Genomic DNA, 26696 nt, shown 5'->3' with positions numbered 1-26696 from the left:
CTCTACGAGAGCTACATCCACCCGATCACGATTCTGTCGACGTTGCCATCGGCTGGAGTCGGTGCGCTGTTGGCGTTGCTGCTCTGTCACATGGAACTGAACGTGATGTCGCTGATCGGAATCATCCTGTTGATCGGCATCGTCAAGAAAAACGNNGAACGCGATCATGATGATCGACTTTGCCCTCGAGGCCGAGCGGAACCACGGGCTTTCCCCCGAGCAATCGATCTTCCAAGCCTGCGTCCTGCGTTTCCGCCCGATCACGATGACCACCTTGGCGGCTTTGCTCGGCGGCTTGCCGTTGGCGCTGGGGACCGGCACAGGTTCCGAGCTGCGCCGACCATTGGGCGTGGCGATTGTCGGCGGCCTGATCGTCAGCCAGATGCTCACGCTCTACACGACGCCGGTGGTTTACCTGTACCTCGACCGGTTCCGGCTCTGGTACCAGTCGCTCCGGGGACGCCCCGGTGGAGAAGTCTCGCCACAGAGGCACGGAGGCGCGGAGTTCGTCACGGAGCCGGCAAGAAGCTGAAATCGCTTTCGCGCGTTTCCCGTAGACATCGGGTGCCATGCTCAAGCTCCAAGGCTTGAGCATGCGAAGCGTGTACAGCCATGCTCTAGGCTTAATGCCTTGAGCGTGGCACCCGGAACCGTGGGATACCAAGCTACGACGCTTCGACCGGCACGCTTTGAGGCGACTGGTCAAAGACCTTCTTTGTGTGAGGCGCAGGGACCACCGACTTCACACGACCGAACCAGCGGCCGGCAAAGCCGAGCAGCAAGGCCGGCAGCAGCACCAGGTCTCCCAGCAGCGCCACCATCAGCATAATGAAGATCATAATCCCAAACTGCGCCGCCGGGACAAAGCCGCTGAAGAAGAAGACCAACAGCCCGCAACTGCAAATCAGCGACGACTGCATCATGGCCGCGCCGCAGCGCTGATAGACCCAGCGAACCGCGTCCGATCGTGAACAACCATCGCGGCGCATCCGATCGAACCAGCACAAGAAGTGGAACGTGTCGTCCACGGCAATCCCCAGCGCGATGCTGGCCGTCATGATCGCGCCAATGTCCAGCGCCATGCCAAACCAGCCCATCAGCCCGAAGCTGACGCACAAGGGGAGCAAGTTCGGAATCATCGCCACCAGCCCCCCCGGCACGCTCCGCAGGGCGATCACCATCACGCCGGCGATCAGCACGAACGACCAGAAAAAGCTTTGCAGCAGCACCTGCCAAAGTTCCTGCTGAATCTTCGAGAGCAGCGGCACCGTGCCGGTCTGCAGGATGCTGACCCCCGCTGTGCCGGTCTCTTCTTCGATCTGGTCCAATCGCGCGTGGACCGCGTTGCAGAAATCATCAAAGCCGGTATCGCCCGTCGCCGGAATGCGAACCGTGATCCGCCAAATCTCGGCCGCGGCGTCTTCATCGCGCACATAGAACCCAGCCCGATTCAGGAACTTGAGCAACCGCAACCGCCGCGCCGCGCTGACTACCCCGCGCGAGTTGGGCAGCCGCGGCGTCAGCGTGGCCGCCGACGTCGACGTCGATTGCGGTTCGAGTTCGCTGACTTCGCGCTGCAATCGGGCGATCAGCGCCATCCGCGCCTCGTGATCCATCGGACAGTCGCGCTGGAACGTCACCACCAGTTCAATCGTGGTCAGCGGCCCCAACTTCTCTTCGATCCACAGATAGTCCTGATAGATCTTGCTCGACGTCCAGAAGGTGTCCTTCAACTTGGCCGACGGCATGATGTAGTAGAAACCGGCGCCAGAGACGAGCATGAACAGACAGACCAACGCGGTCACCTTCCCATGGTGGCGGCGCTGAAACATCCAGGCGCGGTCCCACAGGGCGCTGGCTTCCTGGGCACGGGGCTGGGTATCGCTTTTCTGCCAACCGAACGCCACCGCCCAGGCGTGCAACAGCGACGGCAAGAGCAGGAACAAGATGCAAAAACCCAGCACCAGGCCGATGGCCGAATAGATGCCGAACATCCGCACCGGCTCAATCTCGCTGACCATCAAGCTGCCCAGGCCGATGGCCGTGGTCAGCGACGAGAGAAAGCAGGGCTGCCAGCCTGCGCTCACGCCGCGCTCGGCGGCGCCGCTGACGCCCCCTTCGTTTACCGCGTCCTGAAAGTAGTTGATCACATGGACGCCGCCGCTGATCGCGTACACGAACAACAGCGCCGGCATCAACATTAGCATTGAGTTCATCTTGCCGCCGGCCAAGTCATAGACCGTCATCCCGACGCCGGTGATCGCCAGCGCCGTGACGAACAACATGCCGACCATCGGCAATCGCTTCAAACACCACCAGGCTACCAGCAACGACACGACTGCCGACGCGATCGAGAATCGCAACAACAGATGATCGGTCTCGCGATTCATCACGTCATGTTCGACCGCCGGGCCGGCCAAGCGCAGGTCGTCTTCGCCGATGCCGCATTGCGCGGCGGCCCGATAAACGATTTCCAGCGCGGCGGCCGGCTTGGCCGCCCCTTCGTCGCTCAGGGCCACCAACGCGCAACTGGTTTCACGGTCTGAACCGATCACTGTACCCAGCAGGTGATCAATCGCCCGCTCGCGCGCCAGCGCCAAGGGATTGCCCATCAATTGGTCCGCAAGTTCTGCCCCCGTCACGGCATACGCCAACAGTCTGCCGGCCGTCTCGTCGCTTTGTGCCACGGCCATCGCGGCCGAAAAGCTGCCCAACCGCGGATCCTTCAGCGTGCAGCCAGGCCACGAGACAATGATTGTGTCGGGAGCAGGAAAGCGGGCCAGAAACGCTTCGAAGTGCCGCTTTTCGTCCAGCGTGTTGGGCAACCACTGCGAGATGTCGTTGCTGTTGGTGGCCAGCACACGCATCGACGCCGCCCAGAGAAACGGCGCGGCGAGCACGCACGCCGAAATCATCAGCCAATGAAATTTGGCGTAGATTCCCTGGGTTTTTGGCATGTTGCCGCGCTCGATGGTTGGAAATACAAGCGCGCGAAGTGAGTCGTCGGCGCCAAAATCTGAGACGGCCCCACGCGTCGCCCCAAGTCGTACGATGCTAGAAGACAGCACCTGTTTTGACAACAAATAGGCGCAACTTTTCCAACCTGTCGAAACCTGATTTTCGCCGGTCAACGCCCCGCAGCTAGCAACTTTCTTTTCGCTCCTCGTCGATTGCACATTAACCTTCTACCACATAGCAACTTACAACTTTCGTCATTCTCTCCCCAGGCCATTTGCGAAGTGGCAGCAGCCAACTAAGATGGGGACTCTCTTCCCGGCTCACCAACGACAGGGACAGATCGTAATCTCATGCCCGCAAAGAGCTTTGCGTCCATTCCGGCTTTATTAGCTGAACGCGCGGCCCACGACGGCGGCCGCACGGCATATACGGTTCTGCTCGATGGCGAGCTCGACGCTCAGTCAATCACGTACGGCGAACTGGCACAGCAGGTCCGCGCGCTCGCCGCGAAGTTGCGCGACGAGAAACTGTCGGGGCAGCCGGCGCTGGTTTTGTTTCCGACCAGTCTCGATTCGATTCGCACGTTCCTGGCGTGTGTCGAAGCGGGCGTCGTCGCGGTGCCGGTCAACGTGCCGCGCAACGCGCGCGGCGTGCCGCACCTCCAAGCGATCATCGCCGACTCCGGCGCGACGGCGGTGCTGGGCGCGGCCGAAACTTTGGCGCGTCCGCGCCAGTTGCTTGAGCAAGCCGGCCAGAGCAACCTGTGCTGGATCGCAACCGACGTTGGCAATTTGCCCGACGCGCCGGCCGGCGAACTGCCGACGGTCGATCCTTCGCTGCCGGCCTACCTGCAATACACCTCGGGCTCGACCCGGTCATCGCGCGGCGTGATGATCAGCCAGGCGAACGTCCTGGCCAACCTGGCTCACATTCATCACGGCGTTCGCCAGACCCCCGAAGGGTGCGCGGTTCAGTGGCTGCCGCTGTACCACGACATGGGACTGCTGAACCTGATTTATGCCATGTGGGTCGGCATGCCCGCAGTGCTGATGCCTCCGGTTCAGTTTCTGCAACGCCCGGCGCGCTGGCTGGAAGCGATCGACCGTTATCGCGGCACGTACTCGGGCGGCCCTAACTTTGCCTATGAGTTGTGTTGCGATCGGGCCGACGATGCCGAGCTACAGCGGTTGGACCTGAGCTGTTGGCAGGTCGCCTTTTCGGGCGCTGAAATGATTCAGCCGCGAACCGTCCGCCGTTTTGCCGAACGCTTTGCGCCGGCAGGGTTTCAGGCGAATGCGTTTTACCCCTGTTACGGCCTGGCCGAGTTCACCGCCGCCGTGACGGGCAGCACCGCCGGTATCGGCCCGCGGTTCCAATCGCTCGCCGCCAAGGCGCTGCGTGAGGGGCGCGTCGAGTTTGTCGACACGGTTGCCGCCGACGATCATCTGGAAGTCACCGGCTGTGGTCAGCCGGGCCCCGAGCACCGTGTGCGAATCGTCGCACCGGGCGCGAACACCACGTTGGGCGAGCGCGAGGTCGGCGAGATCTGGACCGCCGGGCCAAGTATGTCGTCGGGCTACTGGCGACGTCCCGAGGACAGCGCCGATGTCTTTGGCGCGTACCTGGCGGGCGGCGACGGCCCGTACTTGAAGACCGGCGACCTAGGCTTTGTCGATCAGGGCGAGTTGTTCGTCACCGGACGAATCAAAGACCTGATCATTCTGCGCGGCACGAACCATTATCCTTACGACATCGAAGCCACCGTGGCCGAGTGCCACGCGGCGGTCAACGGCGCGGCCTGCGCGGCGTTTGCCCTGGCGATCGAAGGGGACGAACTGCTCGGCGTCGCCGTCGAGTTGAAACGGGAACAGCGGAACACCGAGCCGGCCGAAGTGTTCCAGGCGATTCGTCGCGGCGTCCTCGAACAACACGAGGTTGACGTCGATGCGATCGTCCTGCTGAAGCCGGGCACGATCCCCAAGACGTCGAGCGGCAAGATCCAACGCTTTGCCTGCCGCACCGGTCTGGCCGCCGGCACGCTCGAAGCGATTGCCACCTGGCAAGCCGAGCGCAAGCCAACCGAAGAGGAAATGGCCGCCCGCTCCACCGCGCCGCGCTCGGCCGAAGAGATTCAGGCCTGGCTGGTCGAACGACTGTCCAAGCGGCTGGGCATCGAACCGCGTGAACTCGATCCACGCGCCCCGCTGGTGAGCTACGGGCTCGACTCGCTGTCGGCCGTGCGCGTGGCAGGGGATCTCGAGACGTGGCTGGGCCGCCGGTTGTCCCCCACGCTGATGTATGAACAAAACACCATCGCCGGCTTGGCTTTACATCTATCGAGCTTGCCCACCGCGGCCTCGGCTGACCAGCAACGCCTGACCGCCGAGCAATCGTCCGAGCCGATCGCCATCGTCGGCCTCGGTTGCCGGTTCCCGGGTGCGCGCGGGCTCGACGCCTATTGGAGCATGCTCGCCGAAGGACGCACCGCGGTCACCGAGATTCCCGAGGATCGCTGGGACGTTGACGCGCTGTACGACCCCGACCCAGACGTGCCCGGCAAGATGCCAACTCGCTGGGGAAGCTTCCTCGAACAGGTCGACTGCTTCGATGCTCCGTTCTTCAGCATCACGCCGCGCGAAGGTTCGCGCATGGATCCCCAGCAGCGGTTGCTTCTGGAGGTGTCGTGGGAAGCGCTGGAACATGCCGGCATCCCGGGCCAGTCGGTCGCTGGCAGCCGCACCGGCGTGTTCGTCGGCATCGGTGGCACCGACTTCTCGCAAGTGTTCCGCCAGCACGCCGACTATCTGCAAATCGTCGACGCCCATTGCGGCACCGGCACGGCGTTGAGCATCGCGGCCAATCGCGTTTCGTACGCGCTCGACTTGCACGGGCCCAGCTTGTCGGTCGACACGGCTTGCTCGTCGGCCTTGGTGGCGACGCACCTGGCCGTCGGCTCGCTGCAAAATGGCGACTGCGACATGGCGCTGGCCGCCGGTGTGAACGTGATTCTGTCGCCCGAGGCGACGATCGCGTTCTCGAAGGCTCGCATGCTTTCGCCCACCGGATGCTGCACGCCGTTCGACGCATCGGCCAACGGCTATGTGCGCGGCGAAGGTTGCGGCGTGGTCGTGTTGAAGCGATTGAGCGACGCCTTGCGCGATGGGAATCGTGTGTTGGCCCTGGTCCGCGGCACCGCCGTCAACCAGGACGGCCGCACCAGCGGCATCACCGCGCCAAATCCAGTGGCCCAGCAGCAGTGCATCGAAACCGCGCTCGCGCGCGGCTCGCTGGCGTCGGATCGGGTCAGTTACATTGAGGCCCACGGTACTGGCACGCCGCTGGGCGATCCGCTGGAACTGCAAGCCCTGTCGCGCGTGATGCAAGGCCCCGAGGATGGCAGCCGGCCGTGCTTTGTCGGCTCGGGCAAGGCTAACATCGGCCACACCGAAACGGCCGCTGGCGTGGCGGGACTGATCAAGGTGGTGCTGATGATGCAGCATGGCCAGATCACGCCGCAGCGCAACTTTACCAAGCTGAACCCCCACGCCAACCTGGCGAACAGCCGGCTGGCCATCGCCACCGAATTGCGCGAGTGGCCCGAGGGTGATCTCGGCCGCGTGGCCGGTGTCAGTGCGTTTGGCTTTGGCGGGACCAACGCTCACGTCGTGGTCGAGCAGTGGCGGACGCCGGAACTGGTTCGCCCGTCCAGCACGCACGAGCGTGGTCAATATATCCTGCCCATCTCGGCCCAAAGCCAGGCTTCGCTCCGCGAGTTGGCGGGCAAGTATGCCGCTCAATTGGCCGAGGCCGACGACACGACGGCATTCGACATTTGCCATGCCGCCGCCACCACGCGCAGCCCGCTGTCGCACCGGTTGGCCCTGGTGGCCAACAGCCGTGGCCATTTGGTCGAAGAGCTGCGAGACTTCGAATCGGGCAAAGTCAACGGCTCGGCCACGGGCCAGGTGACCACGCGCACTAAGCCGCGCGTGGCGTTCCTGTTCACCGGTCAAGGTTCGCAATACGCCGGCATGGGGCGACGGTTGTACGAGACCGAACCAGTCTTTGCCCAGGCGTTGGATCGCTGCGACGCAATCTTGCGGCCGTACCTGCAACGCTCGCTGCGCGATGTGATCTTCGCTGACGAGCAAGGCTCGCTGATCGATCAAACCGAGTACACCCAGCCGGCGCTGTTCGCCATTGAATACGCGCTGACCCAATTGTGGGCGTCGTGGGGCATTCGTCCCGACGTGGCGATGGGGCACAGCATCGGCGAGTACGTCGCCGCGTGTGTGGCCGGGGTGATGACGCTGGAAGACGGTTTGCGCCTGATTGCCGAACGCGGACGGCGGATGCAGCAACTGCCGTCGGGCGGCATCATGGCCGTCGTGCTCGCGCCGAAGCAACGCGTCGAAGACGCCCTCGCCCCCTATGCCGACCGTGTCGCCGTGGCGGCCTATAATGGCCCCGAGACGATCGTCATCTCGGGTGAAGAGCACGCCGTCAATGAAATCCTGGCTGGCTTCCAGGCCGCCGGCATCGCCACGCAACCGCTGCCAGTGTCGCATGCGTTCCACTCGCCGCTGATGGAGCCGATGCTCGACTGCTTGGAGCGGTTTGCGTCGAGCATTCGCTTCAACCCGCCGCAGATTCCGCTGATCTCAAACCTGCTCGGCCGGCCGTTCGCCGGAGGGGAAATGCCCGACGCCAACTATTGGCGTCGCCATTCGCGGCAGCCCGTCGAGTTCGAGGCCGGCCTACAGGCGATGCTTGCTCAGCAAGTCGACATCGTGATCGAAGTCGGTCCGCAGCCCAATTTGCTAATCATGAGCCGCCGTGCGCTCAAGGACCAGCAGGTCGCCTCGGCCGCGTCGCTCAAGCGCGGTAACGATGACCAGGACGTGATGCTGGGCAGCCTGGCCACGCTGTTTGCCCGTGGGACCGAGATCGATTGGCGCGGCTTCAACGGCGACCGAGCGCGCCGCCGCGTCGAGCTACCCAGCTATCCATTCCAGCGTCCCCGGTTGTGGGTCGAAACAAGCGAGGACCGACAACGCTCGGTCTTCTCGCAAATCTCGTGGCACAGCAAGCAAGGCGCGCCGCATCCGATTCTGGGCGCTCGCGTCCCGTCGGCGTTGCCGATGACTACCTTCGCGGCGCAGCTAGGTATCTACGGCGCGTCGTACCTGAAAGACCACCGGGTGCAAGGCTCGATCGTGGTTCCGGGCGCGGCTTGGCTCGAAATGGCGCTGGCCGCCGCGGCCCAAGTGATCGGCCCTGGCGCTCACGGCATTGAAGGCGTATCGTTCCACCAGGCCCTGTTCCTTGACGACCAGGCCTCGGTCCCGGTCCAGTTTGTATTGAACAGCGAAGTGGCCGGCAAGGCGGCGTTCCAGATCTTTGCGATGAACAGTCGTCGCGCCGAGAAGAGCGCCTGGACCATGAACGCCAGCGGCGTGATTCGCCACGCGCCGGCCGACGCGGCGCCACGCGCGGCGATCCAATTCGACGAAATCCGTGATCGTTGCGACGAACAAGTTGACGTCCCCGAGTTTTATCGCGGCATGGCCGAGCGCGGCCTGCATTACGGCCCGCGGTTCCAGCAAGTGCAATCCCTCTGGCGCACCAGCGGCGAGGCGATTGGCAACGTCCGACTGCACGAATCGCTCGAAGCCGGCGTCGAACGCTATCAGGTTCACCCGGCGCTGCTTGACGCCACGTTCCACGTCCTGGCGGCGGCGCTGCCCGACGCCTGGGTCGAGGCCATGCGTGGCAACGCCGGTTACATGCCGGTCGGGGTCGAATCGATCTGCCGTTTTGCACCATTGCCGGCCACGGCCTGGGTCCACGCCGAAATGCGTCCCGCCGACGTCCGCAACCTGGACGAAATCGAAGGGGATCTGACGGTCTTCAGCGAAGACGCCGATGTGTTGCTCGAAGTGCGCGGGCTGCGACTGCGCCGCCTGAGCCGCGGCGACCAGGCCAGTGCCGAGCAACTGCAACAAAGCTGGCTCTACGACATCGCCTGGCAGCCGGCGAACTCCGGCGCGCCCACCGGCAAAGAAACTGGCACGTGGGCCATTCTGGGCGAGCCGTCGCCGCTGGCCGATCGGCTGAGCGAAGCGCTGGCCACGCAAGGGGTCAACTGTGTCATTGTCCCACCGGCTGAAACAGCCGATGAGTTCCAGGCGTCGCTCCTGCCGCTAGCCGAGGCCCAGCCACCCTTGCGTGGCGTGGTGTGCCTGTGGGGCGTGAATGGTACGAGTAACGCGACTGAGGAGATGCCAGCGCGGGCATCCAGCATTTCACTACGCTTGCTCCACTTGATTCAAGCGGCGACCAAGCTCCCTGGCGCTTCGCCAAAGATTCGCGTCGTGACTCGCGGGGCGGTGACGCTCGCCGGCGATGCCGGAGTGCCCGATGTGACGGGGGCCACGTTGTGGGGCCTGGCGCGGGTGGCCGCGCTTGAGAGTCCCGAATTCCGCCCAACGATCGTCGACCTCGACCCGGCTCAACCCGCCGAGGCGCAAGCGGCAGCGCTCATCAGCGAACTGCTGTCGAACGATGACGAGAATCAAATCGCCCTGCGCAACGGCGCGCGGCATGTGGCGCGCTTGGAGCGATTGCCCGGCGCTGTCACCGAGAAACTGTGGGCCGAACGCTCGTCGGGAAGCCAGGCGGCCAGCCTGCGCCATCATGACGCCTTCCGCTTGGAGATCGCCTCGGCCGGCACGCTCGACGGCTTGGCCTTGCGACCGTTCGAGCGTCGTCAGCCAGTGGCTGGCGAAGTCGAAATCGAAGTCGCCGCCGCGGCCCTCAACTTTAGCGACGTGCTGAAAGCGATGGGGTTGTACCCGGGCCTGGGCAGTGGTCCGGTGCCGCTGGGCATTGAATGCTCGGGCAAGATCGCTGCGGTTGGCGAGGGGGTGACCGATTTCGCTGTCGGCGACGAAGTGATCGCCGTCGCGCCGTTCAGCTTTGGCTCACACGCGGTGACCGCCGCCTATGCCGTGGTTCGCAAGCCGGCCGAGCTTACTTTCGAGCAAGCCGCCGCCGTGCCGATCGCCTACCTGACGGCTTACTACGCATTGCACTACCTTGGACGCATTCAGCCGGGCGAGCGTGTGTTGATTCACGCCGCCGCCGGTGGCGTGGGCCTGGCCGCGGTGCAAATCGCCCAGCGCGCCGGCGCCGAGATTTATGCCACGGCGGGCAGCCCCGAGAAGCGGGCCTTCCTGCAATCGCTGGGCGTGAAGCACGTCTACGATTCGCGCAGCTTGGACTTTGCCGAACAGATTCAGGCCGACACGAACCGCCACGGGGTCGACCTGGTGCTCAACTCGCTGCCTGGCGAGGCGATCGCGGCCAGCATCGGCATTCTGTCGGCCTATGGCCGCTTCCTGGAAATCGGCAAGATCGACATCTACCAGAACCGGATGATCGGACTGTATCCGTTCCAGAACAATCTATCGTACTTCGCCATCGACCTCGACAAGCTGTTGCGCGAGCGGCCGACGTTGGTTCGGCAATTGTTCGTCGACCTGGCCAAGGAGTTCGAGCAAGGGCACTACACGGCCTTGCCACAGACGTGCTTCGCGATCGATGACGTGGTGTCGGCGTTCCGTTACATGGCCGGGCGAAAGAACACAGGCAAGATCGTCGTCTCGCTGGCGCGGCCCGAAATTCCGGCCGAGGAATCGTCGGGCAAGATTCGCCGCGATGGAACCTACCTGGTCACTGGTGGCACGGGGGCGCTGGGTCTGCAAATGGCCCGCTTCCTAGGCGAACGCGGGGCTGGCGTCGTCTTGCTGGCCGGTCGACGCGATCTGTCGGCCGAAACTTGGGAATCGCTCGCCGACCTGCGCGGCCGCGGCACCAAGTTCCGCTTGCTGAAGGCTGACGTGGCGAACAGAGCTGAGTTGAACACCGCGCTGGCCGCGGCGCTGCAAAGCGCGCCGCCACTTCGCGGCATCATTCACGCGGCCGGCGTACTCGACGACGGCATTCTGACACAACTCGACGCCGGGCGCTGGCAGCGCGTGCTGGCTCCCAAGGTCAACGGCGCGTGGAACCTGCACCATGCCACGGCGGAACAGCCGATTGAGTTCTTCGTCTTGTTCTCGTCGGTGGCCAGTGTGTTCGGCTCGCCGGGGCAGGGGAACTACGCTGCGGCCAACGCATTGCTCGACGAGTTCGCCGCTTGGCGACGGGCGCAAGGGAAACCGGCCTTGGCGATCAACTGGGGCCCGTGGGCCGGCGCTGGCATGGCCTCGCGCGACGGCCACTCGGATCGCCGCTCGAACCGAGGCATGCAGCCGCTCGCCCCGCAAGGCGCGATCGAGGTCTTTGACCGGCTGCTCGACTATGACGGAGCCCAGGTCGCGGTGATGGACGTCGATTGGCCGCAATTGCTGGCGGCCTATCCGCGCGGCGTGCCGAACTTCCTCAAGGGAGTCGGCGGCGATGGCGACTCGCGAGGCAAGACGGACGACAGTCTGCGCGTGCTGCTGCTGGCCGCGCCAGCCGAAGAGCGCCACGCTTTGCTCGAAACCAAGTTCATCGAGCGTTTGGCCCACGTCATGGAACTGGACGCGGCGAACATCGATCCCAAGCAGCCGCTGAATACTTTGGGCCTCGACTCGCTGATGGCCATCGAATTGAAGAATGGCATCGAGACCAGCTTGAACATCGTGCTGCCGATGTCCAAGTTTATGGAAGGCCCCAGCGTCGCGCAGTTAGCGACCTACGCGCTCGAAGCGTTGAACGAGTCTGGCGCTGCCGTGGCGACCACGCCGGCCGAAACGACGACGTCAAGCGTGCCTGCCCCGGTCGATCCTGCCGCAGCTTCGGAAGCCGACTCGACGGTCGCCGTTGCAGATCAGGACGCGGAAGTCGCCGAGGCCGAGCGGCTGCTCAGCAACTTGGACAATCTTTCCCCCGAGGAAATCGACGCCTTGTTGCAAAAGCTGGGCTCGACGGATGATCTGGCTACGGAACAGGCGGGACCATGACCGAGGGAGCTCAAGGCGGCGGGGAATTGAATCTGGAGCAGAAGCGCGAACTCTTGGCGCGGATGCTCCGCCAGAAGATCGCTGCCCGTGGCAACGCGCCGGCCGAGCCCGCGTGTGCGACGGCGAACCTGGACTTGGATGCCGAGGCCCGACTCGACCCCAGCTTTACGACCGAGGGGCTGCCGCGCCATTGGCCGGCCCAGCCGGTGCGGTTGTTGCTGACCGGCGCGACGGGGTTTCTTGGTGGCTACCTGCTCCACGAGTTGATCGAACGCAGTCAGGCCAAGATTGTCTGCCTGGTCCGCTGTGCCAGCCCGATCGACGGCTTGCAGCGGATTCTGTCGAACCTCACCGCCAATCAACTCAGCACCCAAGGTGTTGCTAACCGGGTCGAAGTCATTCCCGGCGACGCTTCCAAGCCTCGACTCGGCCTGACCGAGCAACAGTTTCACTCTCTGGCCGGTAGCGTCGACTGGATCTATCACAACGCGGCCGTGGTGAACTTCGCCTATCCCTACCACATGCTCCGCGACGCCAATGTCGGCTCGCTGGCCGAGGTGCTCAAGCTGGCCACCCTGGTCAAGTTGAAGCCACTGCACTTGGTCTCGTCGCTGGGCATTTTTTCTTCGATCGACTACCGAGACCAGATCGTCGAGGAAGATGCCGAGTTGCATATTCCGTCGTCGCTCGACTGTGGCTACGTGCAGACCAAGTGGGTCAGCGACAAGCTAGCCGTCCGCGCGCGCAAGGCTGGCCTGCCGGTGGCAATCTATCGCTTGGGACTGGTGACCGGCGACACGAAGAACGGCATCGGCGCGACCGACGGCCTGATCTTCCGGATGGTCAAAGGGTGCATCCAACTGGGGCTAGCGCCCGACTTGGACATTCACGTCGAAGCGCTGCCAGTCGACTATGCGGGCCTGGCGATCGCGCATCTGTCACTCGAGTCCGACGCGCTGGGCAAGAACTTCCACCTGGCCAATTCGTACACCTTGCCCTGGAACACGCTGGTCGACTACATCCGCGCCGTGGGATACCAGGTGCGAACCGTGTCGTACGACGAGTGGAAACAAGCGATGATCGACGACGCCAAACAGTCGAGCGACAACGCCATGTATACGCTGCTGCCAGTGATGCAGGAGCCCTCGTCGCAAGAGCGGCTATTCTCGACGGCCAACACACCCCGGTTTTCCTGCGTCAACACCGAACGCGGGCTGAGCGACATCGGCCTAAGCTGCCCGCCGATGGACGCCGAACTGCTGGGCATCTACTTCCACCAGTTCATCAGCAGCGGGTACCTCCAACCGCCGCCGTCGTAACAAGATTACGACTTCGCCGAATGTTCGACGGTCGGCGCTTCGCGCCAGTCAACTCGCTTCAGCCCCACCAGTTCCAGTACCAGTCGACCAAAGCTGAACGCATCGGCCAGAAACGGCACGATTGGCCAGCGTGCGTCAATTCGTTTGAGCCCCGCGGGCGTCAGCCGCCAATCGGCCACCGAACCCGACACCAGGTGCGAACCACCGGCCAGTTGCTTGTTGCGCTTGGCTTCGGTGCCATTCAGGTACGTCGCGGACTTGCCCCCTGGCAGGTGGGCATAGTCGTGATTCTGATGAATCACGCGCACGCACTCGGTCACGTCAATGACCGGCACCTGTCGCTCGTGGGCGTGATACACCATCCAGTTGTCCCAATTCGCGCGGCCGACGGCGAACTCGGGCATCTCGGCGTACTGCTCTCGGCGAAAGACGAAGTAGTCCTTGCACACTTGCGCGGCTAAGCGCCCTGCGGTGGTTACTTGGGCGTCGAGTTTGGCCATCCAATCAGGCGCCGTGTCGTCGATCACGTCGTAAATGTTGACGTCGGTTCGCCGGCCGATGATCAAGAACCGTGCCAACTGTTCCGCGCGTACCCGGGCGATCGCGTCGAGCAGATCGTCGAACAGCATGATGTCCGAGTTCGTATAGACGATCGTGTCGTGCTCGGCGTGCCGTCGCCCCTGGTGGAACATGTCGCTTAGTAGCGGCGTCCCTTGCTCGTTGCGGGCCACCGACACGTGTGTCGCCCCGAATTCGGCGGCTGCCTCGGCCACGCCGGCGTCGTCGCCAAACAACAGAATCTGCGGTCGCGGCGAAAGCCGAGCCCAACTCGCCAACGCATTGCGCTGGATCACGCCGATGTGACCGACGAACGGCTTGGGAATGGCCAGCAGCGTGACCCGCGGGCGAGCGAATTCTGAAGCGCGAGTCAAGGCCGCGGAGGTCTGGCAAGAAGTACTGGCTGACATCGTTTCCGAACGGTTGAGTGGTTTTCACGCGGCTCGAATCCGTTCGCGTCAAGTCGCATCCATCGCTAATAGCATACCACAAGCGCGGGCGTGGCCGCAGCCGGTGGATCGAGGTTTTGCGGCAGTTTCTCTCGTCGGCCATAGACGCGAAACGGCGGCCCAAAATCAACGACTCACCAGGCGCCTCGTGTCCCGACGATCCGCCTTTGGCGTCCGACTCAAATCGCTTCCAGCCAAGCTTTCAATCGCGTCGCACGCCGCGGCCAAGGGCTCGGTAGCCGTCATTTTTCGGGAGATCTCACGGCAGCGATCGGCGACCGACGAGGAATCGAGCAGCGCCCGCAGTGCGCGAACCACGCGAGGCGTGCGAAACGCGCGCGGAGAAACTACCTCGGCAACGCCCAGTCGTTTGAGCCGGGCGGCGTCGTCTGGCTGATTAAACGCCATGGGCATGATCAACTGCGGCACGCCAGCCGCCAAGGCATGTCCCATCGAACCAATGCCGCCGTGGTAAACAAAGGCCGCCGCGCGACGCAACAGGATTGGTAGCGGCACGAACCCCATGCGCACGACCCCTTGAGGAAGCTTGGCCGGCACATGTTCGCTAAACCGCGTCAGGAGAACGCCGCGACGGTTCAAAGCCTGGCAGCATTCAATTGCCGTCCTGAAGAATTGTTTTCCTGTTTGCATTCCCGAACCTGGCGTGAATACGATCGGCGGAGTTCCGTCATCACAAAAACGGCGCAGCTCCTGAACCGCCGCATCCGAGAAGTCAGGATCCCAAAGCGGGAACCCTGTTACGGACAAGTTGCAAGGCCAGTCTGGCTGTGGCGGCGCAAACCAATCGGGAAACATCGCCAACACGCAATCGGGCGAGAGACACCAGCTGCGCAAAAAGTCACGCGCGGGAGGAAGCCCCAATTCGGCCCGAAAGGCATTCGTCTCGGCTCCCACGAAACGATCGATGAACCAGCGGTCAAGGACATAAAACTGGGCCCGTTTGAGCGAACGCGGCACCCAATCCGCCAGCAGCATGGGGCGTGGCATGATCGAGGTCTTGAACTCGCTACGCAGCTTGTCGGGCTCGAGCACCACCGTGGCCAACGGAACTCCCAATCTTTCGTTGGCGATGCGCGCTCCAAACGAGCTATACGCCGCCACGACGACCGTCTGGCCCGGAACATAATGGTCGGCGATCACTCGATACGTTTCGCGCATCGGCTCCAAGGTCCCCCAGCGTCCGGCCAGACGCCAACCTGTCCGCGGGTTCCAGACATCAGGGTTCTTGAGAAACGCCCCAACGTCTTGAAACGACTCCAATCCGAGAAAGTCGACCCCTTGACTCCGTACCATTTCGCCAAACGAACGGTTCGTGACGATTGCCGGTTGATGCCCGCGTCTTTTCAATTCCAGGGCGATGCCGACAAACGGGTTTACATCACCATGCGTTCCCACCGGAAACAATAAAGTTTTCATAGCCCCGCCCGGCTTATCGAACTGACGTTTCTAAATCAAGCCAATCAGCGTCATTCGCGCTGGATGACAAACCCTGAGTGCAGCGGATCGATTGGCCACATCTCACCTGCATTGCCCCCGGCCAACGAAAGGCCGTCACTCGTCCCCTGATCGCCAACGCACGGTCCTTCATGTTTCTTCAACGAACACGACGAAAGAAAACCTGCATCGCTTGTCGCGGAGGAAAAAAATAGCCCGCCACGCTGAAAAACAACAATCGCGGCGACTGGAAAACACACGCGAATCGAGGCGATTCCACGACCACATCCAGGAGGTTGTCGTTGGCGTAAACATATTCCCAGATGAATCGAGTATTAACCACCGGAACCAGGGTGTCGAGATGGTAGCGACGCTTGATTTCCACGGCGTGCCAACCGATTTGCGCCGCCAAATCGACCAGCGCCCGCTCGGACAGAATGTGCCGATGATAGGGCTGGTGCAGTTCGACTGTGTGGGGTCGCTGGAGATCGATGCCGCCAGCTTCAGGTGTTCCCACAAGCAGCAAGCCATCGTCCTGAACGAGTTCCGCCTGTTGCGACAACATGGAGCGGGGGTCTGAGACATGTTCAATGACGTCCCAGCTTGTGACGACATCGAACCGCCGGCTCAAGAGCGATCTGTCTCCGAAGCTCTCACTATATGGGTCGTAGCCGAACGCCTGGTAGCCGCGTCCTCGCAAGTATTCGATGAACGCTCCGGACCCACAACCATAGTCCAGTAGGCAATGCGCTTTGCGATACCCTTGTCGCCTTAGCCAGCGCAGACGGACGTCGTAGCTCAACCGTGTAACCCAATCGAGGCGATGACTGGCGGTAAAATAGTCCGAGTAGTAATGGTCCAGGTCGATCGCTTCCTTACAGTGCAATGACCGACAATTTGCACATCGCCACACCGTGAATTTTTCCTGGCTGTGTCGACGGATATTCGAGGCGATCCGCACCACGTCGGACGCCTCGGCCAAGGTGCCTGGCTTGTCGCAGACATTGCAGCGCACACATTCTGCCGCTTCGTCGGTCCTGCCCGCCTGCATTGTCCGCCCTACAAGGATTTCATGGTTTGAAGCTCGTCTGCCGCGGCGCGAAACGGTTCGTATCGCACCAGCTTGACCGCGAAGGGTCCACCAATTTCATACTGCACGCCGCGCCAATCGACGCGACGCACGAAGATCGCGGTCAACATCGCAACCGCGTGCAAAAGGTGTGCCGCCGGCATCGCCAGTAAGCATCGCACCGCGGTTCCCGTGGTCATCCAGCGGTTGGGCTCGCCGCGCGCTGCCACGACGCGGCCTGCTACTCGCTCCATCAACCGGGCCAGCAAAAAGGTCGAGCAGAAATAAGCAACGCCCAGCGCGACCATGCCCCAAAAGAGCACGGTCTGCCCAGTCACCAGCGCCACGATTCCGCACACCAACGCGACGAACAACAGCGCCACCACCCCCAGGCCGTGCGCCACCACGGCCAGCCAGCCGGGGTGATACAGCCGAGCGGCCAGCAGTTGCCGCCGCATCCAACGGAAGAAACCGGTGCAGGAACAATCTTCGCGGTTGACCATCAACAGCGAAGGCACAAACTGCACGCGCAACCCCAGCCGGCGCAGCGCGCTGAACGTCATCGTATCTTCACAGAAGGCGTGCCCCCAGCGCTCGAGTAAGCCCGACTCGCGTAGCGCCGAAAGCTTAATGGCCAACGTGCCCCCCCAGGCGATTCGGTACCAGTACATCTGGACCACGGCCGCGGCGTTCCAAAGATAACGCGTGATCGCGCCCCACGAAGCGTGCGTCGGCATATACCAGCGGTTCCCCGTCGCCGCCCCCACGTCGGCCGCGGCCAGCGGCGCCACCAACTCGCGCAACCAGGTGGCGTGCGGCACCGTGTCGGCATCGAGCAAGGCCACGACTTGGTACGAATCGTCAAGCTGCTCGACCGTTTGCACCAGGCTGCTGCACTTCAGGGTGCAGACTTCGCGCGGCCGAGCCAGCAACTCGACCCGCGCGTTCGACGCCGGCGCCGATTGCAACACCGACTCGACCAGCGCCCAGGCCGGGTCGTCGCGGCTGTCGAGGACGATGCGGATGTCGAAGTTGGGATAATCCTGGGCCAAGAGTTGCCGCAGGGTTTGTTCGAGAAACGGGTCGACGCCGCGCAGACAAAGAATCACCGCTACGCGCGGACATTCATCATCAACTGTGCGCACGGGAAATGCCCCTTGCCGTAAAACGCGCAGGTAACCGATCGTCAGCATCGCTTGGAAGCCGACCAGCATCGCGATGGCCGCGACGATGGCGACGGCGATCAAACTCATATCCAGGAAGAACTCCTTGCCGAGCGCCTCCTGGCTCCGCCCTAACCTCTAAAAAACAAGGCGATTGCCACGACCACCCGGCATTTCGCCAAGACGCCTCTTGGGAGAGGCCAGAATAGGCTGCCATGCCGCGTCAGTCAAACCAGGGCCTAACAATGCCGAGGGGCGGGGTGCCGTACCTTTTTTGGGCGAGAAAAAGCCCTAGAACAGCTCGCGCAGCGGGACGCCGCCGGCGTCGAGAATCATTCGCGGCCGGCCGCGCGTGTCGAGATAGGCCATGTCCAGCGGCACGCCCATGTGGCGATAGATCGTTGCTGCCAAGTCGCCCGGCGTGACGGGCCGCTCGGCGATGTGCCCGCCGTCGCGCTCCGTCGCGCCGATCACCTGACCATGGCGCAGTCCGCCGCCGGCCAGGCTCATCGACATCACCACCGGCCAATGGTTCCGGCCGTCGGTGCTTCCCTGAGTGCCCATGTAGGGAGTGCGGCCAAACTCGCCCATGGCAACGACCAGCACCTGGTCCAGCAGTCCGCGCTCTTCGAGATCGCTTACCAGCGTCGTCAGCAGATGATCGAACAGCGGCAACAACGGTCCCAGTCCGCGCGAGATGCCGCCGTACGGCGGAATGTTATCGCCGTGCGTGTCCCAGGTGCCCGAGGCCGGATGGTAGCTCAGGTCGATGGTCACGAAGGCCACGCCGGCTTCGACCAGTCGACGCGCCAACAGGGCTTGCTGGCACCAGAGGTGTTTGCCATAGCGTTCGCGGCCGCGCTCGGGTTCTTGCGCAATGTCGAAGGCGTCGCGCGCTCGGCGGCCCAGGACCATCTCGAACGCTTGTTGATGATAAACGTCGAGCGCGGCCATCGAGCCGCTGGCGTCCAGGCTGGCGCGCATCCGGTCGAAGCGATGAATCAGCTCGCGCCGGTCGCTCAACCGATCGACCGTCAGCCCCGTGGGCAACTGGAACAGACTGCCACCAGTCATGCGCCCCGTAAGCTGCCCCACCTCGGTGTACTCGGGCAGGTTGGCCGCGTCGTTGCCACGCAACGGGTTGAATTGCTTGCCCAGGTAGCCGGCGTGGGCCACGTGGCCGCGAGCGCGCATGAACGCGACGTACGGCGGCATGTCGGGCGAGTTGGCCCCGTGCGACTTGGCCACGACCGAAGCAATGGCCGGGTACATTTCCGCTTCGCGATTGGTGCGTGGCTCGGCCTCGAGATTGGCCGTCTGGAACACGACATTCGGCTCGTGATTGCTGTGCCGCGCGTCGACCGAGCGAATCAGCGTGAAGCGGTCGAGCATGGCCGCTTGCTTGGGCAGATGCTCGCAAATCTGCACGCCCGGTAATTTGGTTTGCACCACGTCGAACGGCCCGCGGTTTTCATATGGGCGCGCCGGCTTGGGATCCCAGGTGTCAATGTGGCTTGGCCCGCCGGTCATCCAAAGCAGGATCACGCTCTTGCCTGCGACAGCCTTGCCGCCGGTCGGCGAGGCGACGGCGCGGGCACGCAACAATTCGGGCAGCGTCAACCCGGCGACCCCGGCGAGGCCCGCTTTGAGCATGCCGCGACGGCCGATCATCAACCCTTCGCGCGTCGTGCCGTGAAAGCCGGCGAACGCGTGCGAGCCGTGGAGTTGACCGAGGCAGTGCTGGTGAGTCATGCTGCGCTTACTTTCGGCGGGGCAGGGGGGAGCCAACGGCGCAAGCGGGGTCAGGCAGGCCGGGTTCCAATATATCGGCGAAGCCCGATGCGTACAACATAAATTGAATTCACCTTACAGAACCGGCGGACACAGTAATGGACCTTGGGCTCGCGGGCGAAGTGGCGGTGGTGATCGGCGGCGCGCAAGGCATCGGGCTGGCCATTGCTCAGTCGTTCGCTGCCGAAGGTTGTCGCGTGGCGATCGTCGATCGCGACGCCGCGGTCTCGCAAGTCGGGCACGATTTGCAGTCGGCCTCAAAGGTTAACTGCCTGGGCTACGTGGCCGACATTGTTCACTACCGCGGGCTCGAACAAGTCGCACAGCAAATCATCACCAACTTCGGTCGTGTCGATCATGTGGTGGTCGCGGCCGCGATCGGTTCAGGAAAGTATGGTTTTCCGTTCTGGAACCTGGAGCCGGCCGACTGGTCGCGCGTGCTCGACGTGAACGTGCTGGGCACGGTCAACTCGGCCCACGCCTTTGCGCCTCATCTGGTCAAGGCGCGGAACGGAACGATGTTGTTCATCGCCTCGGTGGCCGCGCAGATCGGCTCGCAAACCGATCCCCCCTACAGCGCCTCGAAAGCCGCCGTAATTAACTTTGCGCAGTGCGCGGCCAAGGATCTGGCGCCACACAACGTGCGCGTGAACGTGATCAGCCCGGGCATGATCAAGACCGACCTGAATCGTTCGGTCTGGCAAGCTTGGAACGCGCAACAACCGACTGAGCAGCAGCGCACTTACGAAGAATGGGCCGATGAGAAGGTGCGCCGCATCGCGCCGCTGGGCCGCTGGCAAGAACCCGGCGACATCGCCAACGCGGCGGTGTTCCTGGCCTCGAGGCGCGCGGCCAACATCACGGGACAAACCGTGAATGTCGACGGCGGCCAAGTGATGCATTCGTAATGACTTGGGGTGAATGCATCGTGCCAAAACGCCTTGGGTGACGTATGATTAGTAGGCGTCAACTGCATTCTACCCTCGCCCCTTGCGGGAGAGGGTCGCGAACGAAGTGAGCGGGGTGAGGGGTAAGCCACAAGCTCGTTAGCGCGTCTACCCTCCCCCAGCCCCTCCCTGACAGGGAGGGGTGTTCATCGCGCGAGCCACGAACTCAACACACAACTGACTACTGACCACGGACAACTGACCAACAAGGAACGCGAACCATGCAATCGGGCAATCCGACACTTACCGAAAACGTCTTCAAGAACTTTGAATACGCCACGCCGACCTCGATGACCCTCGGCGGCACGGCCATCAAGACGGCCATTCTGCTGGGGCTTTGCGTCCTGTCGGCCAGCTTTGTCTGGACGCCGTCGCTCGCCGAGTTCGCCGGTCTGGCATTGATCGGCGGCACGATCGCCGGCCTGGTGCTGGCCATCGCCACCACGATCAAACCTTCGTGGGCGCCGGTGACCGCGCCGCTGTACGCCTTGGCCGAAGGGGCCGCGCTCGGCGCGATTTCGCTATTTTTCAACGCCAGCTATCCCGGCATCGCCTTCCAGGCGATGGGGCTCACGTTCAGCGTCCTGGCCGGCTTGCTGGCCGTTTACTCCACTGGCCTGGTGCGTCCGACCGAAAACTTCAAGCTGGGCATCATGGCGGCCACCGGGGGCATTGCCTTGTTCTACCTGGTGGCGATGGTCCTCGGCTTCTTCCACGTCCAGATTCCCGGCGTGTTTGACTCGGGCTGGGTCGGAATCGGCTTCTCGCTGTTCGTGGTCGTGATCGCGGCGCTAAATTTGGTGCTCGACTTCGACTTCATCCAAACCGGCGTCGAACAACGGGCGCCACGCTACATGGAATGGTACGGTGCGTTCGCCTTGATGGTCACGCTGGTTTGGCTCTACATGGAAATCCTCCGCTTGCTCGCCAAGCTGCGCAGCCGGGATTGAAGAATCAACCAGATGCCCGTCATTCCCGCGCAGGCGGGAATCTAGTGGTGACGCTTAGCGTCTAGATTCCCGCCTGCGCGGGAATGACGGCTAGCGCACGCGACGGTACATCACCAACTCACACACCGGCCCAGTGGGTGAAACCACTGGGCCTTTTTTCATGCGCCGAGATCAGAGTGCTCGGCGCAATTCACGCCCCATACAGCCCGGCAATCGGCTTGCCGACCGTGATCGGAAAGGGCCGGCCGAGTTGATCGTGATACTCGCCCGTCGGGTCGATCCCCAAGGCCGAGAACATCGTCGCCGCCATGTCCCACGGGCCGACCCGATCGCTGCGCGGCTGGCCGGCGATCTCGTCCGACGCGCCAAATACCGCCCCGCGCCGCACGCCCGCCCCGGCGACGATGGCCGAGTAAACGCTGGCCCAATGCTTCCGCCCCGGGTACGTCCCCTTGAAGCCCGGCTCGATCGCAATTCGCGGCGCGCGGCCGAACTCGCCCATGCATACGACGAGCGTGGTCTCCAGCAAGCCGCGCGCGTCCAAATCTTCGAGCAACGTCGAGAATGTAGCGTCGAAGCGCGGCAGCAAATGCGTCTTGAGTGCCGAGAAAATGTCGTTGTGCGTATCCCAGCCATAGGCGTCGGTCTCCTCAGGCGACAAATCCTGCCCGCGGTTTGACAGATTCCAGACCACCGTGACCAGCGGTACGCCCGCCTCGATCAACCGTCGCGCCAGCAGGCATGCCTGGCCCGTCCGATGGCGGCCATAGCGATCGCGCAGCGCCTCGGGCTCGCGCGACAGATCGAACGCCTCGCGACAGTGGGGCGACGACAGCAACTCGAACGCCTGGCGATACAGGTGATTCATATCGAGCGCCGCCTTGTCGCGCTCGAGCTGGCCAACATGCTGATCGATCGACGCGCGCAATTGCTCGCGCGCCGATAAGCGCAGCGGTGGTAGCTCGGGCAGGTTTTCCAGCCCGCCGATCGCAATCGGCCCCTGGCTGACATCCCCCAGCCAAAGCGGATCGAAGTCGCGTCCCAAGAACCCCGCCGTCTGTCCCGGCGCGACCAGCACCGGCACCTGGGCCGGGCCGTTCAGATAAACCGCGTCATAGGGAAATCGATCGCTCGGCCGTACCCGGCGTAACACCGCGCCGTAGGTCGGATCGTCAATCGGCGACGGGGGCGGGTTCGATGACTTGCGACGGTGCATCCGGCCGGTCAGGGCCAGATAGGTCGCCGAGCCGTGGTCCAGGTCGTCGTGCGACAGGCTACGGACCACGGTGAATCGATCGGCCAGTCGCGCCAGCCGGGGCGTGTGCTCGCCGAACAGCACGCCCGGCACCGCGGTTTGAATCGGCGCGAACTGGCTGCGAATCCCCTCGGGAGCGTCGGGCTTGGGATCCCACGTTTCGAGCTGGCTTTGCCCGCCGCTGGTGTAAACCAGCAGCACCGATTTGGCTCGGCCAAAGCCCGGCCAACGCGGCGGCGACGCTGCTTCGGCCGCGCGGGTCAGATTTGGCTGCAACGCCGCCAGACCCGCCAATCCTCCCAGGCGCAGCACTTCGCGTCGTGCCAGGCTACCCGATTGGTTGACCGAACCAAAAAAGCGCAGCATCGCGGGGGCTCGAAGTTGCTGGGGCAGGGGCGGGAGGCGGGCCACGGCGTGGGAAGCTCTCTCAAATATGCACCTTCGGCGACGGGCGAACAAGATAAATCGGCCGCCGGACGCTCATGGCTGCTTGCGACACCTATCGGCGGCAGATTTAATGGCGTTTTGGCTCGCGCGCCCGTGCGCCGCATTTCACGCCCTCGGCCTGTTACGACCAAAGTTTTATGGATCGATTCTCTGCGCGCGTCTTGCTACTCCTAAGTGCCTTTTGGGTCGTGGTGATCTCGGCCCCAGCGGCCGAGAACGAGCCGTTCATCCCGCGCCGGCAGTCCAAGCCCCCCGGGCCGGCGCTGTCGCCGGCCGACGCGATCAAGCAGATGACCGTCCCCGAGGGGTTCAAAGTCGAACTGGTCGCGTCGGAACCCGATATCGTCAACCCGGTGGCCATGACGTTCGACGAGCGCGGACGCATTTGGATCACCGAGAGCTTCGAGTATCCGCGCTCGTCGGCCGGGCCGGGGCGCGACCGCGTGAAGGTGCTCGAAGACACCGATAGCGACGGCCGCGTCGACAAGGTGACTGTTTTCGCCGAAGGGCTGAACATTCCCTCGGGCATTGCCGTCGGCGCCGGCGGCGTCTGGGTCGCCAACGCACCGGACATTCTCTTCCTGCAAGACACTGACGGGGACGGCCGGGCCGACAAGCAGGAAGTTGTCGTCACGGGCTTTGGCCGCGCCGACACTCACGAGCTGCCCAACTCGCTCACCTGGGGACCCGATGGCTGGCTCTATGGCCTGAACGGCGTATTCAACCCGTCGGTCGTCGAGAACCAAGGAAAGAAGTACGAGTTCACCTGCGCGCTGTTCCGCATCCATCCCCGGACGCGCAAGTTTGAACTGTTCTGCGAAGGGACGAGCAACCCGTGGGGCGTGGCCTGGGACGTTGAAGGAAGCGCGTTCGTCAGCGCTTGCGTGATCGATCACCTTTGGCACCTGGTCGAGACCGGCTATTACCACCGCCAAGGGGGACCATATCCGCCATTCACTTGGAAGATCGAATCGATCGTCAAGCACAAGCACCAGATGGCGGCTTACTGTGGCCTGCATTACTACGACAGCGACGCCTACCCCGAGCAGTATCGCCAGAAGCTGTACATGGGGAACATCCACGGCGGCTGCATTAACAGCGATCGCTTGGAGCGGAAGGGCTCGACGTACGAAGGGAAGCCCGAGCCGGACTTTTTGACGGCGAACGATGTCTGGTTCATGCCGGTGGTGCAAAAGACCGGGCCGGATGGCTGCCTGTACATTCTGGATTGGTACGACCGGTATCACTGTTACCAGGACGCGCGGCACGATCCCGAAGGGATCGACCGACTGAAGGGACGTCTGTACCGCGTGCGCTACCAGGACACGCCGCGGGCCAAGCCGTTCGACATGAGCAAGGAAAGCGACGATGAGTTGATCGCGCGCTTGAGCAGCGGCAATGACTTGTACCGCGACCTGGCGCGCCGGGTGCTCTGGGAGCGGGCGACGCCGGAAATCAAGACCAAGCTGGAACAGTTGGTCCTGGATTTTTCCAGGCCCACCAGGGAACGCCTGCTGGCGCTTTGGGCTCGCATCGCTTGTGGACCATTGCCCGAGGAATTCAATGCGATGTTGCTCGTGGGCATCGACAGTAACCCTTCATTCGCGGCCTGGGGCGTACGCGCCGCAGCGCAAGGCGACACCCCCGAGAAGATTCGCTTGATAGCCGTGGGGATGATCGAAGGTACAAAGTCCCCTGACATTTTGCTCCAACTGGCGGCAGGCTCGCGAAAATTGGCTAGGAATGACACGGAGGCTATCTTGATTTTGATGCAAGTGGCAAGCCAGCCGTTTGATGACCCACTCATACCACATATCGTTTGGCAAAACCTTTATCCGCTACTTGAAAACAAGGACGCTCAATTCAGTTTTCTCGGCCAACTGAAATACCGAACAAATGATTTTGACCCACGATCGGCGTTGGTCGCAATCGTCCCACGTGCGTTTGATAAACTGCTAAGCAACGAGAATGCCGACCCGAGACTTTATGCAAAGTTCCTGGATCTTCGCGCGCTTGGTCCCCAAGGCGAGAAGCTTGCCGGTCGATGCGTGGCGATCCTTGCGTCGAAGATTCAGTCGGGTGAAATCTCCGGCAATCGGAGTGCGCGGTTGCGAAGCACAATCCTGCCCGGTCTGGCTGGTGCATCCTCGGACAAAAATGATCTCTGGATCGAAGAAGTGATCCTGGGCGCAACGTGGGGCGACTCCGATGCCTTGGCCGTTGCCCATAGCTTTCTCACAAACGAGGGGAACACGCTGGCGAAGGGCCAAGTGGCCCACGATCGTCAGCTTCAAGCACTCCGCGCGTTGATCGCCGGTAGAGGCCAAAGCTATCTCAAGCCAATAGCTGGCATCCTCACGAGGAAAGAGACAACACTTAACCTCAAGCGCGGCATGATCGAAGCCCTCGGTCGCTCGCACGATGACGCCGTGGCTGACGTAGTATTGGCGGCTTACCCGCAACTTGAACCCGAGCTACAGCCGCAGGTGATCGAGCTGCTGACCCAGCGGCCGACTTGGAGTCGTGCGCTGCTCAAGGCGGTCGAAGCCAAGCAAATCGCCGCTAGCGCGGTCAACGTCAATCAGGTTCGCCAGTTGCAAGCCCTGAAAGATCCCGAGTTGGCCAAGTTCGTCGCCGCCACCTGGGGCACCGTGCGGATCGAACGCAACCCGAACCGTGAACGCGTCGTCACCGACATGCGCAACTACCTGCGCGGCGCCAAGGGTGACCCGCACGCCGGCGTGGCGGTCTTTCAAAAGCTCTGCGGCCAGTGCCACAAGCTGTACGGCCAGGGTCAGGAAGTCGGCCCCGACATCACGGTGAATGGCCGTAGTTCGCTCGAGCAGCTCCTGTCGAACGTGTTTGACCCGAGCCTGGTCATCGGCGGCGCGTACTTGGCCCGCACGGTCATCACCACCGACGGGCGTGTGCTGACCGGGCTGGTGGCCGAGGACAACGCCCAGCGCGTCGTCCTCAAGCTGCAAGGGGGCAAGCTCGAAACCATCGCCCGCGGCGACATCGACGAAATGGACGTCAGCAAGCTATCGCTGATGCCCGAGGGTGTCGAGAAGCTATTGAACAAGCAAGAGCTGGCCGACCTGTTCGCGTACCTGATGCTCGACAAGCCGCCAACCGACCCGACGGCCAAACGACTGCCCGACACGGCCGCGCCGAGCAAGTGATTGATTAGAAAGACGAAATCGACCACGACGACACGACGGGCACGACGTGGGAAAGAGGTGGGGGTGTGGGGGAGTAGAGGGTGGGGGAGTGTGAGCATTGATTGGTCATTGAGGCTTAACATTTTTCGTCATTCGGATTTCG

At 63.0% G+C, this 26696-nt stretch carries 12 protein-coding genes and 1 pseudogene; 6 read left to right on the top strand and 7 right to left on the bottom strand.

Annotated features, from left to right (window positions below):
• Positions 1–532 (top strand): annotated as a pseudogene (locus JSS27_19785) (efflux RND transporter permease subunit).
• Positions 533–665: 133 nt separating this feature from the next.
• On the opposite strand, the gene JSS27_19780 reads toward JSS27_19785, so the two are convergent.
• Positions 666–2957: an MMPL family transporter gene (locus JSS27_19780; GenBank protein ID MBS0211192.1), complete on the bottom strand. Its 2292-nt coding sequence runs from the start codon at positions 2955–2957 to the stop codon at positions 666–668.
• Positions 2958–3308: 351 nt separating this feature from the next.
• Here JSS27_19780 and JSS27_19775 point away from each other — a divergent pair, with 351 nt between their 5' ends.
• Entirely contained in the window at positions 3309–11969 is an 8661-nt protein-coding gene (locus JSS27_19775) for an SDR family NAD(P)-dependent oxidoreductase (protein MBS0211191.1), read from the top strand.
• Positions 11966–13288, top strand: a complete 1323-nt coding sequence (locus JSS27_19770; GenBank protein MBS0211190.1) for a thioester reductase domain-containing protein — start codon at positions 11966–11968, stop codon at positions 13286–13288. Before JSS27_19775 ends, JSS27_19770 begins: the two co-directional genes overlap by 4 nt.
• Before the next feature lie 5 nt (positions 13289–13293).
• Here JSS27_19770 and JSS27_19765 read toward each other — a convergent pair whose 3' ends face one another.
• From JSS27_19765 to JSS27_19745, 5 genes are all read right to left on the bottom strand, one after another.
• Entirely contained in the window at positions 13294–14220 is a 927-nt protein-coding gene (locus JSS27_19765; GenBank protein MBS0211189.1) for a hypothetical protein, read from the bottom strand.
• 201 nt (positions 14221–14421) lie between these two features.
• A complete protein-coding gene (locus JSS27_19760) occupies positions 14422–15732 on the bottom strand; it encodes a glycosyltransferase (protein MBS0211188.1) in 1311 nt (436 codons plus the stop codon).
• A gap of 178 nt (positions 15733–15910) precedes the next feature.
• Positions 15911–16714, bottom strand: a complete 804-nt coding sequence (locus JSS27_19755; GenBank protein MBS0211187.1) for a class I SAM-dependent methyltransferase — start codon at positions 16712–16714, stop codon at positions 15911–15913.
• Positions 16715–16809: 95 nt separating this feature from the next.
• Positions 16810–18072 carry a glycosyltransferase family 2 protein gene (locus tag JSS27_19750; protein MBS0211186.1) on the bottom strand — a complete coding sequence of 421 codons (1263 nt, stop codon included), beginning with the start codon at positions 18070–18072 and terminating at the stop codon, positions 16810–16812.
• A 201-nt stretch (positions 18073–18273) separates the two neighbouring features.
• Positions 18274–19734: a DUF1501 domain-containing protein gene (locus JSS27_19745; GenBank protein MBS0211185.1), complete on the bottom strand. Its 1461-nt coding sequence runs from the start codon at positions 19732–19734 to the stop codon at positions 18274–18276.
• A 137-nt stretch (positions 19735–19871) separates the two neighbouring features.
• Here JSS27_19745 and JSS27_19740 point away from each other — a divergent pair, with 137 nt between their 5' ends.
• Positions 19872–20681, top strand: coding sequence for an SDR family oxidoreductase (locus JSS27_19740; GenBank protein MBS0211184.1), 810 nt, complete (start codon positions 19872–19874; stop codon positions 20679–20681).
• A gap of 260 nt (positions 20682–20941) precedes the next feature.
• A complete protein-coding gene (locus JSS27_19735; protein ID MBS0211183.1) occupies positions 20942–21670 on the top strand; it encodes a Bax inhibitor-1/YccA family protein in 729 nt (242 codons plus the stop codon).
• Positions 21671–21860: 190 nt separating this feature from the next.
• Here JSS27_19735 and JSS27_19730 read toward each other — a convergent pair whose 3' ends face one another.
• Complete coding sequence (locus tag JSS27_19730) at positions 21861–23291, bottom strand: DUF1501 domain-containing protein (protein MBS0211182.1); 1431 nt, start codon at positions 23289–23291, stop codon at positions 21861–21863.
• A 218-nt stretch (positions 23292–23509) separates the two neighbouring features.
• Here JSS27_19730 and JSS27_19725 point away from each other — a divergent pair, with 218 nt between their 5' ends.
• Positions 23510–26554, top strand: a complete 3045-nt coding sequence (locus JSS27_19725) for a c-type cytochrome (protein ID MBS0211181.1) — start codon at positions 23510–23512, stop codon at positions 26552–26554.
• The last annotated feature ends 142 nt before the right edge of the window (positions 26555–26696 follow it).

The organism is Planctomycetota bacterium, from assembly GCA_018242585.1.
GTDB lineage: Bacteria > Planctomycetota > Planctomycetia > Pirellulales > PNKZ01 > JAFEBQ01.
The sequence above is the reverse complement of the archived record's forward strand: the minus strand, read 5'-3'. Positions and strand labels throughout refer to the sequence as shown.

What these genes read in the sequence shown, in the direction of transcription:
- JSS27_19750 (MBS0211186.1), bottom strand. Translation starts at nt 18,072, where the DNA reads ATGAGTTTGATCGCCGTCGCCATCGTCGCGGCCATCGCGATGCTGGTC.
- JSS27_19760 (MBS0211188.1), bottom strand. Translation starts at nt 15,732, where the DNA reads ATGAAAACTTTATTGTTTCCGGTGGGAACGCATGGTGATGTAAACCCG.
- JSS27_19775 (MBS0211191.1), top strand. Translation starts at nt 3,309, where the DNA reads ATGCCCGCAAAGAGCTTTGCGTCCATTCCGGCTTTATTAGCTGAACGC.
- JSS27_19740 (MBS0211184.1), top strand. Translation starts at nt 19,872, where the DNA reads ATGGACCTTGGGCTCGCGGGCGAAGTGGCGGTGGTGATCGGCGGCGCG.
- JSS27_19735 (MBS0211183.1), top strand. Translation starts at nt 20,942, where the DNA reads ATGCAATCGGGCAATCCGACACTTACCGAAAACGTCTTCAAGAACTTT.
- JSS27_19725 (MBS0211181.1), top strand. Translation starts at nt 23,510, where the DNA reads ATGGATCGATTCTCTGCGCGCGTCTTGCTACTCCTAAGTGCCTTTTGG.
- JSS27_19780 (MBS0211192.1), bottom strand. Translation starts at nt 2,957, where the DNA reads ATGCCAAAAACCCAGGGAATCTACGCCAAATTTCATTGGCTGATGATT.
- JSS27_19730 (MBS0211182.1), bottom strand. Translation starts at nt 23,291, where the DNA reads ATGCTGCGCTTTTTTGGTTCGGTCAACCAATCGGGTAGCCTGGCACGA.
- JSS27_19745 (MBS0211185.1), bottom strand. Translation starts at nt 19,734, where the DNA reads ATGACTCACCAGCACTGCCTCGGTCAACTCCACGGCTCGCACGCGTTC.
- JSS27_19770 (MBS0211190.1), top strand. Translation starts at nt 11,966, where the DNA reads ATGACCGAGGGAGCTCAAGGCGGCGGGGAATTGAATCTGGAGCAGAAG.